Raw genomic sequence first — 15,030 nt, forward strand, 5'->3', positions numbered from 1 at the left:
CCCCGGTCCCCGCGCCTCAAACGCCGGCGGGGCTGGATGTGTCGGCGAGGCTGGATGTGCCGGCGGGCCGGATAGGCCGGTGGGGCAGAGGTGGCGCGCGGTGCTGGGTCCGCCCCCGGGCCGGTGGGCCGGCGCCCGTTCGGTGGGTTGATCGGGGCTCCGCCCCGGTCCCCGCGCCTCAAACGCCGGCGAGGCTGGATGTGCCGGCCAGGCCGGAATCGTGAGGCGGGGCGACCGGCTGGAGCGCGATGTCCTGTGCGCTCGGTCGGGGGACGCGGGCCGGGGGCGGCGTAGTGGCCGCCTCCAGGACGGCCGCCTGCGCGCCACCGTGGCGGACGGAGCCAGGGCCCACAGCCCGGTGGACGGATCCGAGGCCCACAGCGCGGCGAACGGCGCCGGGGACCACGGCGCGGCGGTCGGCGCCAGGGACCAAGCCCCGGCGGACGGATCCGAGGCCCACAGCGCGGCGGACGAAGCCGGGGACCGGGGCCCGGCGGACGGAGCCGGGGACCACGGCGCGGCGGTCGGCGCCAGGGACCAAGCCCCGGCGGACGGATCCGAGGCCCACAGCGCGGCGGACGAAGCCGGGGACCACAGCGCGGCGAACGGCGCCAGGGACCAGGGCCCGGCGGACGGAGCCGGAGACCACGGCGCGGCGAACGGCCCCAGGGGCCAAGCCCCGGCGGACGGATCCGAGGCCCAGAGCGCGGCGGACGGAGCCGGGGACCACGGCGCGGCGAACGGAGCCGGGGACCGAGGCCCGGTGCATGGATCCGAGGCCCACGGCGCGGCGGACAGTGGCAGGAAGCAGCCGGCGGGTCGAGCCATGGCGGGCCACCGTCGTCATGGGGGCGGCGATCAGTAGGAGTACGGTCGCCAGGGTCAGGCCCATCGTCGGGTAGCCCGCCGTCTCCGACAGGACGCTGCCCGTGACCGGGCCGCATGCCACCCCCAGGGACGACGCCGAGCCGACCAGGACCGCCCAGCGGCCGCGCGGGTCCAGGGACGCGGCCAGGCCCAGGAGGTAGGAGAGGACGACGGGGTAGAGGGCGTTCCACGCGATCTCGCCGGTCGCGAAGGCCACCGGCGTCGTCGCCGCCGAGCTCAGCAGGACGCAGCCCGCGATCAGGGCCGTTCCCCCGCCGACGGGGATCGCCCGGCCCAGTCGCGGGCCCAGCGCCCCCGCCGCCAGCACGCCCGCCAGGCCCGCGCCGAGCGCGACGGCGAAGACCGCGCCCAGGGCCACCTCCGAGAGGCCCGCCTGGGTCAGGCCGATGCGGCCGCTCACGCCCCACAGGGCGTTCTGCGCCATCGACCACAGGAGGATCGCGGCCGCGAGGGTCGTGCCCGCTCGGCGGTGGGGGAGGGGGCCGGACCCTGCGGGGGTCGGTTCCTGGGACGGGGAGCGGTGGTGGTGCCGCGCGGGGGCCAGGGCCGCCGTCGTCGGCCATACCGCCAGTGCCGTCGCCGCTATCGCCGCGAACGGCAGCGCGTGGCCCCCGCCCAGGAGCGGCAGCGCCAGGTAGAGCGCGCCCGCCGTCGCCGAGACGGACAGCAGGCCGAGGGCCGACGCGCGGTGCGGATCCGGGCGGCCCGCGATGCCCGCCGCGGCGACCGCCGTCGACGTGCCCGAGCCGAAGCCGCCCAGCACCGCGCCCAGCACCACCAGCGGCACCACGTGCGTCGCCGCGGCGAGGCCGTAGCCGGCCGCCATCGCGGTCAGGCCGAGGCGGGCCACGCGCCGCGGGCCGAGGCGGTCCACGTGGGCCGCCAGCGTGAAGCCGGCCGACGCCGAGCCGAGCAGGAGGATCGAGCCGATCAGGCCGGCCGGGGAGGGGCCCAGGCCCAGCCCGGCGGAGAGGCGTCCGACGACCGTCGGGAGGAGGTACGGGGCCAGGTAGCCGGCGGTGAACAGGGCGACGAGGGCGGACTGCGGTGCCAGGGCACGCGCACGGCGCGACGGCATGGGCGTTCCAGTTACTGAACGGAGAGATGAGATGGCGCCCGGTGATCCCCCGGGGCGCGGCACCATGTGTATCAAGCATCCGAGTGGGCGGAGAAGGCGTTATCCTCCGATTCGGTCTGTGATACGGGTCACGATCGGTTTGGATTCGCGTCGGGCGGGTATCGCGGGGCGGAATCCTCGCGTCCCGCCCGCCCCACCGTTCCCTTCGGGCACACTGTCCGGGTCAGCACCACGGTGCCGATCCGCCGCACCACGACCGGGGAGCCTGCCGTGACCGAACGCGACAACGACGTCGACCCGCTGGTGCGCCTGCGTGAACCCACGGACCCCCAGTGCGACGTCTTCCTCACCGGCACGGTCTTCCTCGACATCATCTTCACCGGGCTCGATTCCGCTCCCGTGCGCGGGACCGAGTCCTGGGCCCGCGGCATGGGGTCCAGCCCCGGGGGCGTCGCCAACATGGCGACCGCGCTCGCCCGGCTCGGGCTGCGGACCTCGCTGGCCGCCGCGTTCGGCGACGACCACTACGGCGAGTACTGCTGGGACGCCCTGGAGCAGGGGGAGGGGATCGACCTCTCCCTGTCGCGGACCGTGCCGGGGTGGCATTCGCCCGTCACCGTCTCCATGGCCTACGAGGGCGAGCGCACCATGGTGTCGCACGGCCACGACGCCCCGCCCTTCGACGGCGCCCCGCCCGCCTACCCGCCGCACGCCCGCGCCGCCGTCGCGTCCCTGGTGCCCGGCCGCACCGAGGAGTGGGTGGCCCGGGCCGCCGGCGCCGGCGCCAAGGTCTTCGCCGACGTGGGCTGGGACGACACCGGGCGGTGGGACCTCGCCGGGCTCACCGACCTGGAGCACTGCGAGGCCTTCCTGCCCAATGCCGCCGAGGCGATGCGCTACACCCGCACCGACTGCCCCCGCGCCGCCGCCCGGGCGCTCGCCGACAAGGTGCGGTACGCCGTCGTCACGCTCGGTTCCGAGGGCGCCTACGCCGTGGACGGGGCCACCGGCGAGACCGCCGAGGTGCCCGCCATCCAGGTCGCCGCGCTCGACCCGACCGGCGCCGGGGACGTCTTCGTCGCCGGGTTCGTGACCGGCACCCTCGCCGGGTGGCCGCTCGCCGACCGGCTCGCCTTCGCGGGGCTGACCGCCGCCCTCTCCGTACAGGAGTTCGGCGGGTCGCTGTCCGCGCCGACCTGGGGCGAGATCGCCGCCTGGTGGCAGCACGTCCAGGGGCACGAGTGCCAGGACCCGGCCGCCCTGCGCGACCGCTACGCCTTCCTGGAGCGCCTGCTGCCCGCCCCGGCCCGCCCCTGGCCGCTTCGCCGGGCCGTCCCCACCATCGGCTTCCGCGCCGCCCCCGCCTCCTGAGACCCGGCTCCGGCCGCCCGGGCCGTCCGCGTAAATCCGTTCAGGGTTGTCCCAGGTGAGTCGTAGGCTTGGTATCCGAGAGGTTGTCGAGCAGCGAGAACCCTGCAACAGGAGGTATGTGCAGGCCACAGTGCCGGCCCATGACTCAGACACCCACAGCCCACACCCCCGACCTCGCGCCGGGGCAGGCACGCGCCCGGTTCACCGTCCCCGCGAAGCACCCGATGGTGATGGTGCTGGGTTCCGGTGACTCCCTGCTGCGCGTGATCGAGGAAGCGTTCCCGACGACGGACATCCACGTACGGGGAAACGAGATCAGCGCGACCGGTGAAGCGCGGGAAGTCGCGCTGATCCAGCGCCTGTTCGACGAGATGATGCTGGTGCTCCGCACCGGACAGCCGATGACGGAGGATGCCGTGGAACGTTCGATCGCGATGCTGCGGGAGGAGAACGAGGAAGCCGCGGTCGAGACGCCTTCCGAGGTGCTCACCCAGAACATCCTCTCCAGCCGCGGTCGCACCATCCGCCCCAAGACGCTCAACCAGAAGCGCTACGTCGACGCCATCGACAAGCACACGATCGTGTTCGGCATCGGCCCCGCCGGCACCGGCAAGACGTATCTGGCCATGGCCAAGGCGGTCCAGGCCCTGCAGTCGAAGCAGGTCACCCGGATCATCCTTACCCGGCCGGCCGTCGAGGCGGGCGAGCGGCTCGGCTTCCTGCCCGGCACGCTGTACGAGAAGATCGACCCGTACCTGCGGCCGCTGTACGACGCGCTGCACGACATGCTCGACCCCGACTCGATCCCCAAGCTGATGGCGAACGGGACGATCGAGGTCGCGCCGCTGGCGTACATGCGCGGCCGGACGCTCAACGACGCGTTCATCATCCTCGACGAGGCGCAGAACACGAACCCCGAGCAGATGAAGATGTTCCTCACCCGCCTCGGCTTCGACTCGAAGATCGTCATCACCGGTGACATCACCCAGGTCGACCTGCCGGGCGGCACGAAGAGCGGTCTGCGGCAGGTCCGGGACATCCTCGACGGGGTCGCCGACGTGCACTTCTCCATGCTCACGTCGCAGGATGTCGTACGGCACAAGCTCGTCGGCCGTATCGTCGACGCGTACGAGAAGTACGACAGCCGCAACGACAGCCGCACCGGCGGCCGTCAGGACAGCCGTAACGGGAAGTAGAAGCAACCGCACATGTCGATCGACGTCAACAACGAGTCCGGCACCGAGGTCGACGAGCAGGCGATCCTCGACATCGCCCGCTACGCGCTCGCGCGCATGCGCATCCACCCGCTCTCCGAGCTCTCGGTGATCGTGGTGGACGCCGAGGCGATGGAGCAGCTCCACATCCAGTGGATGGACCTGCCGGGTCCGACGGACGTCATGTCCTTCCCGATGGACGAACTGCGTCCGCCGTCCAAGGACGACGAGGAGCCCCCGCAGGGGCTCCTCGGCGACATCGTGCTCTGCCCCGAGGTCGCCAAGAAGCAGGGCGAGGACGCGCCGACGCGGCACTCCATGGACGAGGAGCTCCAGCTCCTGACCGTCCACGGAGTGCTGCACCTGCTCGGCTACGACCACGAGGAGCCGGACGAGAAGGCCGAGATGTTCGGTCTTCAGGCCGCCATCGTGGACGGCTGGCGCGCGGAGAAGGGCCTGACCGGCCCGTCGCCGGCGCCGACCGTCTCCTGAGCGGGCGCCCATGAGTGCTCAGCTGATCCTGGGCGCCGTCGCCCTCGTCATCGTCGCCTGGCTCGCCGCCTGCGCCGAGGCGGGCCTCGCCCGCGTCTCCAGCTTCCGCGCCGCCGAGGCCGTACGGTCCGGGCGGCGCGGTGCCGACAAGCTCGCCCAGGTGGCCTCCGACCCGACCCGCTATCTCAACGTGGCGCTGCTCGTCCGCGTCGCCTGCGAGATGGCGGCCGGGGTGCTCGTCACGTACGCGTGCCTGGAGGAGTTCCAGGAGACCTGGCAGGCGCTGCTCGTCGCGATCGCCGTGATGGTGCTCGTGTCGTACGTCGCCGTCGGCGTCTCGCCGCGCACCATCGGCCGCCAGCACCCGCTGAACACCGCGACCGCCGCCGCGTACGTGCTGCTGCCGCTGGCCCGGATCATGGGCCCGATCCCGCAGCTGCTCATCCTCATCGGCAACGCGGTCACGCCCGGCAAGGGCTTCCGCAAGGGGCCGTTCGCCTCCGAGGCCGAGCTGCGCGCGATGGTCGACCTGGCGGAGCAGGAGTCGCTGATCGAGGACGACGAACGCCGCATGGTGCACTCGGTCTTCGAGCTCGGCGACACCCTGGTGCGCGAGGTGATGGTGCCGCGCACCGACCTCGTCTGCATCGAGCGGTACAAGACCGTCCGCCAGGCCCTCACCCTCGCGCTGCGCTCCGGCTTCTCGCGGATCCCGGTGACCGGCGAGAACGAGGACGACATCGTCGGCATCGTGTATCTGAAGGACCTGGTCCGCAAGACGCACATCAACCGGGAGGCCGAGGCCGACCTGGTGTCCACGGCGATGCGCCCGGCGGCCTTCGTGCCCGATACCAAGAACGCCGGCGACCTGCTGCGCGAGATGCAGCAGGAGCGCAACCACGTCGCCGTCGTCATCGACGAGTACGGCGGCACGGCCGGGATCGTCACCATCGAGGACATCCTGGAGGAGATCGTCGGCGAGATCACCGACGAGTACGACCGGGAGCTGCCGCCCGTCGAGGAGCTCGGCGACGACCGCTACCGGGTCACCGCCCGCCTCGACATCGGCGACCTCGGCGAGCTCTACGGCTTCGGGCCGGACGAGTACGACGACGAGGACGTCGAGACGGTCGGCGGACTGCTCGCCAAGGCCCTCGGCCGGGTGCCGATCGCCGGTGCCCGCTCCGTCGTGGAGCTGCCCGACGGACGCCCGCTGCGGCTGACCGCCGAGTCCCCGGCCGGGCGCCGGAACAAGATCGTGACCGTGCTCGTCGAACCGGTCGGCGCCGCCGGCCCCGAGGGGGGAACCGACTCGTGACGCCCGCCCAGCTGCGCGCCTTCTGCCTGGACTTCAACGACGCGACCGAGGAGTTCCCCTTCGGGCCCGACGTCTCCGTCTTCAAGGTGGCCGGGAAGATGTTCGCGCTGTCCTGGCTGGACGGCGACCCGCTGACGGTCAATCTCAAGTGCGACCCGGAGGACGCCGTACGGCTCCGCGAGGAGTATCCGGCGATCGCCCCCGGCTATCACATGAACAAGCGCCACTGGAACACGGTGAGCGTGGGAGAGCTCCCGGACCGGATGGTCCGGGAGCTCGTCGAGGACTCGTACGACCTCGTCGTCGCCGGTCTTCCGAAGGCGGTACGCCTCCGCCTCGACCGGCCCTGAGCGTCAGGCACGCTTCCGCAGGCCGAGCGCGACCAGGACCGCCGTCGCCAGGACGATCACCGCGTCCAGGGCGAGGACCGTGCGCACACCCCCGTACAGGCTGTCGCCCGTGGTGGCGAGGACGCCGAGCAGCGGGATGCCGACGGTGAGGCCGACCTGCTGGGTCGTGGTCACCAGACCGGTGGCCAGGCCCTGCTCCTCGTCCGGGACGCCGGAGGTGACGGTGACGCCGTACGAGATGATCGCGCCCAGGTGGCACATGGAGGCCAGGGAGACCGCGACCGTCGCCAGGATCGCGCCCGCGTCGCTGCCGACGGCGAGCAGCCCGGCGGTCAGCACGCCCTGGCCGGCGAGGCCGGCGACCAGGGTGCGGCGGGCGCCGAAGCGGCCGATCACCTTGGCCGCGAAGGAGCCGGCGAGGACCGACATCACGCCCTGGACGCCGAAGACCAGACCGGTCCGGAAGCCGGACAGGCCCAGCGTCTCCTGCAGGTAGAGGGTCAGGACGAAGACGACGGTCGACATCATGGCGAAGGTGATCAGCCCGCCCAGGTTGCCGAAGGCGACCGTGCGCCGCTTCAGCATCGGCAGCGACACCAGCGGGGCCTCGTGCCGGGACTCGACGACCACGAAGACGCCCAGCAGGGCCACGCCCGCCACCAGGGTGACCAGGACGTCCGCGCCGCCGAAGCCGCGCTGGGCGGCCGTCGACAGGGCGTAGATCAGGGAGAGCAGACCACCGGTGACGGTCACCGCGCCCGGCACGTCGAGGCGGGGCCGCTCGGGCGTGCGGGACTCCGGCAGCAGGCCCGGGGCGAAGGGCAGCACGAGGGCGCTGAACAGGGCGAGCAGGCCCATGGTCGAACGCCAGCCGAAGGTGTCGGTCATGACACCGCCGAGGACCATGCCGACGGTGAAGCCCAGCGACAGGATGGTGCCGGAGATGCCGAGCGCCCGGTCGCGCTGCGGCCCCTCCGGGAAGGTGGTGGTCAGCAGGGCCATGCCGGTCGGCACGATCGCCGCCGCGCCCAGGCCCTGCAGGGCGCGGCCGGTGAGGAAGGCGGCCGGGCTCCAGGCGAAGGTGGCGAGCAGCGAGGCCGCGCCGAAGAGCGCGAGGCCGGTGAGGAACAGCTTCTTGCGTCCGTACAGGTCGCCGATCCGGCCGGAGAGCAGCAGGAAGCCGCCGGACGGCAGGGCGAAGGCGGTGACCGCCCACTGGAGCGCGGAGGTGCTGAGGCCGAGGTCGGCGCCGAGCACGGGCAGGGCCACGTTCAGGACGGAGAAGTCCAGCGACACCATGAACTGGGCGGCGCACAGCACGATCAGGATGAGCCGGGCGCGGCCGGTGAGCGCGGGGGTCGAGGGGGCCGGGGAGGCGGAGGCGACCGGGGCGGTCCCGGTCGGGGAGGTCTTGGGTGAGGTGACGGTTGCCATGGCAACGACTCTCGTGGTCCGGGAATGCCCGTGGGGAGCGGGAACTTATCCTGTTGGTCGCACCACCAGGCACCACCACGCGTCCAGGGGGAGGAAGCACACGTGGCCACGGCAGTGGAGAACACGGACGGCAAGGCCCACCGACTCGCGGAACTGCGCGAGTTCCTGATGAGCCGTCGGGCCCGGGTGAGCCCCGCCGAGGCGGGCCTGCCGGACGGCGGCGGCCGGCGCCGCACCCCCGGACTGCGCCGCGAGGAGGTCGCGGTCCTCGCGGGGGTCGGCGTCTCCTGGTACCAGTGGCTGGAGCAGGGCCGGGACATCACCGTCTCCCCGCAGGTCCTCGACTCCGTCGCCCGGGTGCTGCGGCTCAGCCCGACCGAGCGGCGCCACCTGTACGTCCTGGCGGGGCTCAACCCGCCGGCCCCCGAGGCCGCGCCCGAGGACCGGGACATGTGCGACGGGCTGCGGCGCCTGATCGACACGTGGATGCCGTTCCCGGCGCACATCATGGACGTGTACTGGAACACGGTCATGTACAACGAGGCGGCGGCGATCGTGCTCGGCATGCGCCCGGAGATCGTGCAGAACTGCCTGATCGCCTTCTTCACCGATCCGCTCTACCGCGCGCGGTCGAACCGCTGGGAGGAGCTTGCGCCGCAGGTCGTCGCCCAGTTCCGCGCCGCCTGCTCGGAGCATCCCGGGGACGACGGCTTCCGTTCGGTGGTCGAGGAGGCGCGGGCGGCGAGCCCGGAGTTCGCGGAGCTGTGGGAGCTGCGGGACATCCGGCCCGGCGGGCTCAACCGCAAGGAGATGGAGCACCCGCTGGTCGGCCCGCTCTTCGTCGAGGCCACCCAGCTGCGGGTGCCCGCCCGCCCGGACCTGGTGATCGTGCTGCACACCCCGCTCCCGGAGGCGGACACGGCGGCGAAGCTGGAGTGGCTGGTGTCTCCCGAGGGGCGGCGCGGGGCGATGTTCCCGGTGGCGGGCTGAGCGCGGATGTCGGGGGCCGTTCGCCGGGGTGTCACCCGTGACGGCTATCCTCCTCGCGAACCGCCGTCGAACGTAGGGCCGTTCGCCTCCTCGTACCCTCACCTCCAAGGGCTTTCGCACTCATGCGTACGCGTATCTCCCGCGGCCTGGCCGCCGTCCTCGCCGTCTCGGCGCTCTCGCTGACCGCCGCCTGCAACGGTACGGACGACCCCGCGAAGGACGGTGCCGACAAGCCGGCCGCCGACCGGTCGGGCTCCGCCACCGCCGCCCCGACCTCCCAGGCTCCGGCGACGCCGTTGACGGCCGCGCAGATGAAGGCCGCGGCCCTGGAGCTGAAGGACCTGCCGGCGGGCTGGAAGGCCGCCAAGGCGGACGCCGCGACGAGCAACTACAAGGCCGACAAGGCCGAGTGCCAGCCGCTCGCCGCCGTGATGAGCGCCGACACCGAGGGCGCCACCGACGGCCCCCGGGCCGACTTCGTCCTCGGCCGGCAGCAGTCCGAACTGAGCGAGCGGGTCATGACCTTCCCGGGCACGGGCGCGGCCGACTACACCGGGAAGCTCGCCACGGCCCTGGACACCTGCAAGGACTTCACCGTCGACGTGGACGGCCAGAAGACGAAGTTCACGACGCGCAAGCTCACCGCCCCGCAGGGCGCCGAGGAGGCGCTCGCCTTCGCGATCACGATCGAGATCGCGCCCGGCATCAAGATCGAGCCGCACCTCGTCGTCGGCCGCCAGGGCACCGGCGCGTTCCGCATGGTGCACCTCGCGGACACCACCTCGACCAAGAAGGACTTCGACTCCTTCGCCAAGCTGGCCACCGACAAGTTCGTCAAGGCCGCTCAGGGCTGAGCCCACCGCCCGGCCCGCACCGCCCCGACCTATCCTCGGATCATGACACTCAACCGCGAGCACGACGACCTCGGCGCCGAGGACCTCAAGATCATCACGCTGGCACGCAGCGCCCGCGCCCGCAACGGGGTGGCGGAGGGCGCGGCGGTACGGGACGAGACCGGGCGCACCTATGTCGCCGGCACGGTCGACCTGGAGTCGCTCAAGCTGAGCGCGCTGCGGACCGCGGTCGCCATGGCGGTGGCGAGCGGCGCCGAGTCGCTGGAGGCCGCGGCCGTCGTCTCGACCGCGGAGGCCGCGTCCGACGAGGACCGCGCGGCCGTACGGGACCTGGGCGGGCCGGAGACCCCGGTGCTGCTCGCGGGTCCCGACGGGCGGCTGCGCACGGCGGTCACGGCGGGCTGAGGCCCGCCCGTCCGACCAGGCGGCCCGGCGCGAGCACCCCGCGCCGGGCCCTTGTGGTACCGCTCCCGCACGGGCCTTGTGCTCTTGTGAAGAATGCGCGTCAATAGCTGCGAACGGTCCGACGGGCCGTCAGATCTCCGCCGTGCTCGCGGAGTCTCCTTGACGCAGTGCCCGCACCCCTGCGTTCGTCATCGGAAGGGGTACGACCTCGCCATGAGAACCAGCAGCAGCTTAGGGATCGTCGCGGTGCTCTCCGGGGCGCTCGCCGCCTCGGCCCTCGTCCTCGCGCCGGGTGCCGCCGCCGTGTCGCCGGGCTCGGCCACGGCCACGTACGACTGCGGGTCCTGGGGCGGTGGCGGCGCCACCCTCACCGCCACGCAGAGCGGCACCGCCGCGACGATCACCCTCACCTCGGCCGTGAAGACGCCGATCTCGGTCGGCGCCGACCAGATCAGCGCCACGCTCACGATGGCCAAGGCCGGCGGCGGCACCCGGGTCTTCACCGGGAAGAAGAACCCGCCGCTCGCCGCGAACCAGTCCGTCACCATCGGCCCGCTCGGGGGGACCGTCGCCTCCGGTGACAGCCTCAACTCCTACTTCGCGGGCACCGCGCTCAAGATGGTGATCTTCGGCGTCACCGTGAACTGCGACGCGCTCACCTCGCAGTCGCCCGGGCCCTTCGTGTTCAGCTGAGCTCCTTCCGCACGGCCGACCGGTACCGCCGACGGCGGTACCGGTCCCTGTTGTGGCCTGGGGAAATGCGCCGGATGTACCGATCTTGCCAGTATCTGATGGGCCATCAGTCGGTGCATTTCGATTCCATTGACTTCTCTCGGCCCGCAGCCGTCAATGGCGCCCTCTCATCCCTCAGGAGGGGCCCACATGGCACTCGACAGAAGCCGCGCGGCGGCACGAAGACGGCGTCGCTGGTCCGCCGCCCTCGGCGCCACCGCGCTCGCCCTCACCGCCGGCGGGGCGCTCGCCGCCCCGGCCGGCGCGGTCACCGCGGCCTCCGCGCCGGTGGAGTTCGCGACCCACTGCGTACCCCCGCCGATCGCCGGCATCCCGCCGATCGACGGCACCACGACGGCGCAGATCACCGTCGACAACGCCGCGCCGAAGGTGGGCGACACGGTCACCGTCACCTACACGGTCACCAAGCCCGCCGCCTCGAACCCGGTGGACCTGGCGCTCCCGGAGAACATCATGACTCCGAGCGGCAAGGTCACCCTCGGCGGCGCCCAGTCCGGCGCCGTCACGGTCACCGGCGAGAAGAAGAACCCGCCCGTCCCCGGCAAGGGCACCTTCCCGCCCTTCTCGATGAAGGGCACCTTCACGGTGACCGCGCCCGGCGCGATCACCCTCTCGCCCGGCGACTACAACATCCACACCAGCTACATCATGGAGCTGGACACGCCCTGCACCGTCACCAATCCGCCCGCGCCCGTCTCCGAGACGGTCACGGCGGCCCCGCAGCCCGGCGCCAACCAGCGGGCCCTCCAGCTCGACAACGCCTCCGGGGCGCCCGGCGTCCGCGTCACCGTCACCGGCACCAAGTTCACCCCGCTCGCCGAGGTCACCGTCGTCGGCCGGGCCGGTGCGGCCGAGACCGCCGACCGGATGACGGTCACCACGGACGGCGAGGGCGGCTTCGCCGCGCGCCTGAGGGTCTCCGACCTGGCGACCACCGGCATCGTGGCGTACGAGGGCGCGGCCTGGGACCCCGACAAGGGCGCCGGCCCCGTCGCGTACCAGGTCGTCGACGACACCCCGGCACCGCCGAACAGCCAGAAGATCACGGCCACGGTCAAGGCGGGCACCCTGTCCATGACCCAGGCCGGTGACGCCGTACAGCTCTCGGCCGTCGACTTCGGACAGGGCGGCGCGGCCACCGGCGCGCTGCGGACGGTGACGGTCAAGGACTTCCGCGGCGGCCCCGCGGGCTGGTCCCTGACCGGCAAGGTCACCGACTTCGCCGGACCCGGCGGCACCGCCATCGGCGCCGGCAGGCTCAGCTGGAGCCCGGCCTGCGCCACCAAACCCGGCAGCCCCAGCACCTGCGTCCCGGGCAGCCCCGGTGCCGTCGGCACCACCGGCGCGACCCTCGCCTCCACACCCAACGGCACCCTCACGGGTGGCGAGTTCACCGTCGACGCCGGGCTCTCGCTCGACGTCCCGGCGTACACCGCGCCCGGCAGCTACGCGGGCGTGCTCACGCTGACGCTGTCCTGACCGTTCCGAGAGAACCGAGCCGAAGGGGTCCGCACCCGTGCGCACGCCGTACGTCCTCCTGCGACACGTCCTCGGCCTCCTGGGCGCCGCGCTGCTGCTCGGCGTCCAGGGGGTCACCCCCGCCTCCGCGGCCGAGAACGGCGAGTGGGCCGTCTACCCGGCCGCCTCGCGGCTGGGCAGCCGCCCGTACTTCTACCTCTCCGCCGACCCGGGGACCACCGTCACCGACAAGGTCACCGTGGCCAACAAGACGACCGCCCCGCTCACCTTCCTCCTCTACGGCGCCGACGCCTACAACACCGAACGCGACGGCGGCTTCGCCGTGCGCACCCGGCAGGAGAAGCAGACCGGCGCGGGCGCCTGGATCCGGCCGGAGCTCGACCGGGTCACCGTGCCGCCGCGGTCCGCCGTCACCGTGCCGTACACCCTCACCGTCCCCGCCGACGCCGAGCCCGGCGACCACCCCGGCGCCCTCGTCGCCCTCGACGAGCGGATCGCCCGGGGCGGCGGCGCGGTCGCCCTCGGCGTGCAGCGCGCGGTCGGAGCCCGGGTCTACCTGCGGGTCGGCGGCCCCACCGTCCCCGCCCTCTCCGTCGAGGACGTCACCCTCGACCAGGACCGGCCGCTCGTGCCCGGCGCCGGCACCAGCAGCGCTGTCCTCTCCTACACCCTGCACAACCGCGGCAACGTCACCCTCAACCCCAAGGTCGCCCTCAAGGCCCAGGGGGTCTTCGGCCGCACCCTGCTCTCCCGCGACCTGGAACGGCTGCCGGCCGAGCTGCTGCCCCGGCAGAGGATCCGGCTCACCGAGCGCTGGGCGGGCTCGCCGCAGCTCGACTGGGGCGAGGTGACCCTGACCGCCACCGCCAAGGACGTCCGCGAGACCGGCCGGGTCTCCTTCCTCGCCCTGCCCTGGTTCCCCGCCGCGGTGCTCGCCGCGGGGGCTCTGGCCGGGCTGCTCGGCCTGCGGATACGCCGCCACCGGGCACTGAGTACGTGAGGGGGGCGCGCATCGGGGAGAATGACCCCCATGAGCGTTCGTACTGATGAGAACACCGCCCCCCACCGGGCCGGCTTCGCCTGCTTCGTCGGCCGCCCCAACGCGGGCAAGTCCACCCTGACGAACGCTCTCGTCGGCCAGAAGGTGGCGATCACCTCCAACCGGCCGCAGACCACCCGGCACACCGTCCGCGGCATCGTGCACCGCCCCGACGCGCAGCTGATCCTGGTCGACACCCCCGGCCTGCACAAGCCGCGCACCCTGCTCGGCGAGCGCCTCAACGACGTCGTGCGCACCACCTGGGCCGAGGTCGACGTGATCGGCTTCTGCCTGCCCGCCGACCAGAAGCTCGGGCCCGGCGACCGCTTCATCGCCAAGGAGCTCGCCGAGATCAGGAAGACCCCGAAGGTCGCCATCGTCACCAAGACCGACCTGGTGGACTCCAAGACCCTCGCCGAGCAGCTGATCGCCATCGACCAGCTCGGCAAGGAGCTGGGCATCGAGTGGGCCCAGATCGTGCCGGTCTCCGCCGTCGGCGACAAGCAGGTCCAGCTCGTCGCCGACCTGCTCATCCCGCTCCTGCCGGAGTCCCCGCCGCTCTACCCCGAGGGCGACCTCACCGACGAGCCCGAGATGGTCATGGTCGCGGAGCTGATCCGCGAGGCCGCGCTCGAAGGCGTGCGGGACGAGCTGCCGCACTCCATCGCGGTGGTCGTCGAGGAGATGATCCCGCGCGAGAACCGCCCGGCGGACCGCCCGCTGCTCGACATCCACGCCAACGTGTACATCGAGCGCCCCAGCCAGAAGGGCATCATCATCGGCCCCAAGGGCAGCCGCCTCAAGGAGGTCGGCATGAAGTCCCGCAAGCACATCGAGGCGCTGCTCGGGACCCCGGTCTTCCTCGACCTCCACGTGAAGGTCGCGAAGGACTGGCAGCGGGACCCCAAGCAGCTCCGCAAGCTGGGCTTCTAGCCCTTCCTGCCCTTCCCGGCCCCGGCGGGCCGGGATCTTCGAACTCGGCCCGGGTGGCTTCCCGGACTTTGACCAGGTCCGGGGAACGCGAAGGCGCCGACAGCCCCGCGGGGCCGCCGGCGCCTCTGGTGGGGGCTCCGCGTCACGCGCCTTCCTTCAGGACCCGTTGGATCAGGGCCCGCTGCGCCTCCGTGAGGTCCGGGTCGCCGGTGCGGAGGGTGCGTCCGTCGACCGTGATCTCGTACAGGAAGCCGTCCGGGACGCCCCGGGCCGCCTCGGTGTCGTCGTCGTCTTGGGGCTCGGACATGACGGCGGTGGCCAGGGTCTGCAGCTCGGCCGCGTCGGCGAGGCCGGCGGTGTCCACCTCCGCCGACCTCTCGATCCCCGCGAAACCGCCCGTGCGCCGTACTCGAATCCGCATGGGCCTTGTCT

At 72.9% G+C, this 15,030-nt stretch carries 14 protein-coding genes and 1 pseudogene; 12 read left to right on the top strand and 3 right to left on the bottom strand.

Annotated features, from left to right (window positions below; translation table 11 throughout):
- Positions 1 to 637 precede the first annotated feature (637 nt).
- Positions 638 to 1,966: pseudogene (locus ACIGXE_RS02060) on the bottom strand (MFS transporter); the annotation flags it as partial.
- 270 nt (positions 1,967 to 2,236) lie between these two features.
- Here ACIGXE_RS02060 and ACIGXE_RS02065 point away from each other — a divergent pair.
- The 5 genes from ACIGXE_RS02065 to ACIGXE_RS02085 all read left to right on the top strand — a co-directional run bounded on the left by ACIGXE_RS02065 (position 2,237) and on the right by ACIGXE_RS02085 (position 6,711).
- The gene (locus ACIGXE_RS02065; protein WP_399741591.1) at positions 2,237 to 3,337 is read left to right on the top strand and encodes a carbohydrate kinase family protein; all 1,101 of its coding nucleotides are present in this window, start codon (positions 2,237 to 2,239) and stop codon (positions 3,335 to 3,337) included.
- 140 nt (positions 3,338 to 3,477) lie between these two features.
- Positions 3,478 to 4,533: a PhoH family protein gene (locus tag ACIGXE_RS02070; RefSeq protein ID WP_399741594.1), complete on the top strand. Its 1,056-nt coding sequence runs from the start codon at positions 3,478 to 3,480 to the stop codon at positions 4,531 to 4,533.
- A gap of 12 nt (positions 4,534 to 4,545) precedes the next feature.
- Positions 4,546 to 5,043 carry an rRNA maturation RNase YbeY gene (ybeY, locus tag ACIGXE_RS02075; RefSeq protein ID WP_399741597.1) on the top strand — a complete coding sequence of 166 codons (498 nt, stop codon included), beginning with the start codon at positions 4,546 to 4,548 and terminating at the stop codon, positions 5,041 to 5,043.
- Positions 5,044 to 5,053: 10 nt separating this feature from the next.
- Complete coding sequence (locus tag ACIGXE_RS02080) at positions 5,054 to 6,361, top strand: hemolysin family protein (RefSeq protein ID WP_399741600.1); 1,308 nt, start codon at positions 5,054 to 5,056, stop codon at positions 6,359 to 6,361.
- A complete protein-coding gene (locus tag ACIGXE_RS02085; protein ID WP_399741603.1) occupies positions 6,358 to 6,711 on the top strand; it encodes an MmcQ/YjbR family DNA-binding protein in 354 nt (117 codons plus the stop codon). The genes ACIGXE_RS02080 and ACIGXE_RS02085 overlap by 4 nt, the downstream gene beginning before the upstream one ends.
- 3 nt (positions 6,712 to 6,714) lie before the next feature.
- Here the strand turns inward: ACIGXE_RS02085 and ACIGXE_RS02090 are convergent, their stop codons facing one another.
- Positions 6,715 to 8,145 (bottom strand): MFS transporter, encoded by a 1,431-nt coding sequence (locus tag ACIGXE_RS02090; RefSeq protein ID WP_399741606.1) that lies wholly within the window; start codon positions 8,143 to 8,145, stop codon positions 6,715 to 6,717.
- Between the two features lie 102 nt (positions 8,146 to 8,247).
- On the opposite strand from ACIGXE_RS02090, the gene ACIGXE_RS02095 reads away from it, so the two are divergent.
- From ACIGXE_RS02095 to era, 7 genes are all read left to right on the top strand, one after another.
- Positions 8,248 to 9,135, top strand: a complete 888-nt coding sequence (locus ACIGXE_RS02095) for a helix-turn-helix transcriptional regulator (protein WP_399741609.1) — start codon at positions 8,248 to 8,250, stop codon at positions 9,133 to 9,135.
- A 122-nt stretch (positions 9,136 to 9,257) separates the two neighbouring features.
- Positions 9,258 to 9,989 (top strand): hypothetical protein, encoded by a 732-nt coding sequence (locus ACIGXE_RS02100; RefSeq protein WP_399741612.1) that lies wholly within the window; start codon positions 9,258 to 9,260, stop codon positions 9,987 to 9,989.
- A gap of 42 nt (positions 9,990 to 10,031) precedes the next feature.
- Positions 10,032 to 10,394, top strand: coding sequence for a cytidine deaminase (locus ACIGXE_RS02105; protein WP_399741615.1), 363 nt, complete (start codon positions 10,032 to 10,034; stop codon positions 10,392 to 10,394).
- Between the two features lie 213 nt (positions 10,395 to 10,607).
- Positions 10,608 to 11,087, top strand: a complete 480-nt coding sequence (locus ACIGXE_RS02110) for a hypothetical protein (protein WP_399741618.1) — start codon at positions 10,608 to 10,610, stop codon at positions 11,085 to 11,087.
- A gap of 189 nt (positions 11,088 to 11,276) precedes the next feature.
- Positions 11,277 to 12,626: a beta-xylosidase gene (locus ACIGXE_RS02115; protein ID WP_399741621.1), complete on the top strand. Its 1,350-nt coding sequence runs from the start codon at positions 11,277 to 11,279 to the stop codon at positions 12,624 to 12,626.
- Between the two features lie 37 nt (positions 12,627 to 12,663).
- Positions 12,664 to 13,626 carry a WxL protein peptidoglycan domain-containing protein gene (locus ACIGXE_RS02120; RefSeq protein ID WP_399741624.1) on the top strand — a complete coding sequence of 321 codons (963 nt, stop codon included), beginning with the start codon at positions 12,664 to 12,666 and terminating at the stop codon, positions 13,624 to 13,626.
- A 30-nt stretch (positions 13,627 to 13,656) separates the two neighbouring features.
- Positions 13,657 to 14,598 (top strand): GTPase Era, encoded by a 942-nt coding sequence (gene era, locus ACIGXE_RS02125; protein ID WP_399741627.1) that lies wholly within the window; start codon positions 13,657 to 13,659, stop codon positions 14,596 to 14,598.
- Between the two features lie 142 nt (positions 14,599 to 14,740).
- Here the strand turns inward: era and ACIGXE_RS02130 are convergent, their stop codons facing one another.
- The gene (locus ACIGXE_RS02130) at positions 14,741 to 15,019 is read right to left on the bottom strand and encodes a protealysin inhibitor emfourin (RefSeq protein ID WP_399741630.1); all 279 of its coding nucleotides are present in this window, start codon (positions 15,017 to 15,019) and stop codon (positions 14,741 to 14,743) included.
- Positions 15,020 to 15,030: the final 11 nt, after the last annotated feature.

The organism is Streptomyces sp. NPDC053431 (assembly GCF_044544925.1).
Classification (GTDB): Bacteria; Actinomycetota; Actinomycetes; order Streptomycetales; family Streptomycetaceae; genus Streptomyces.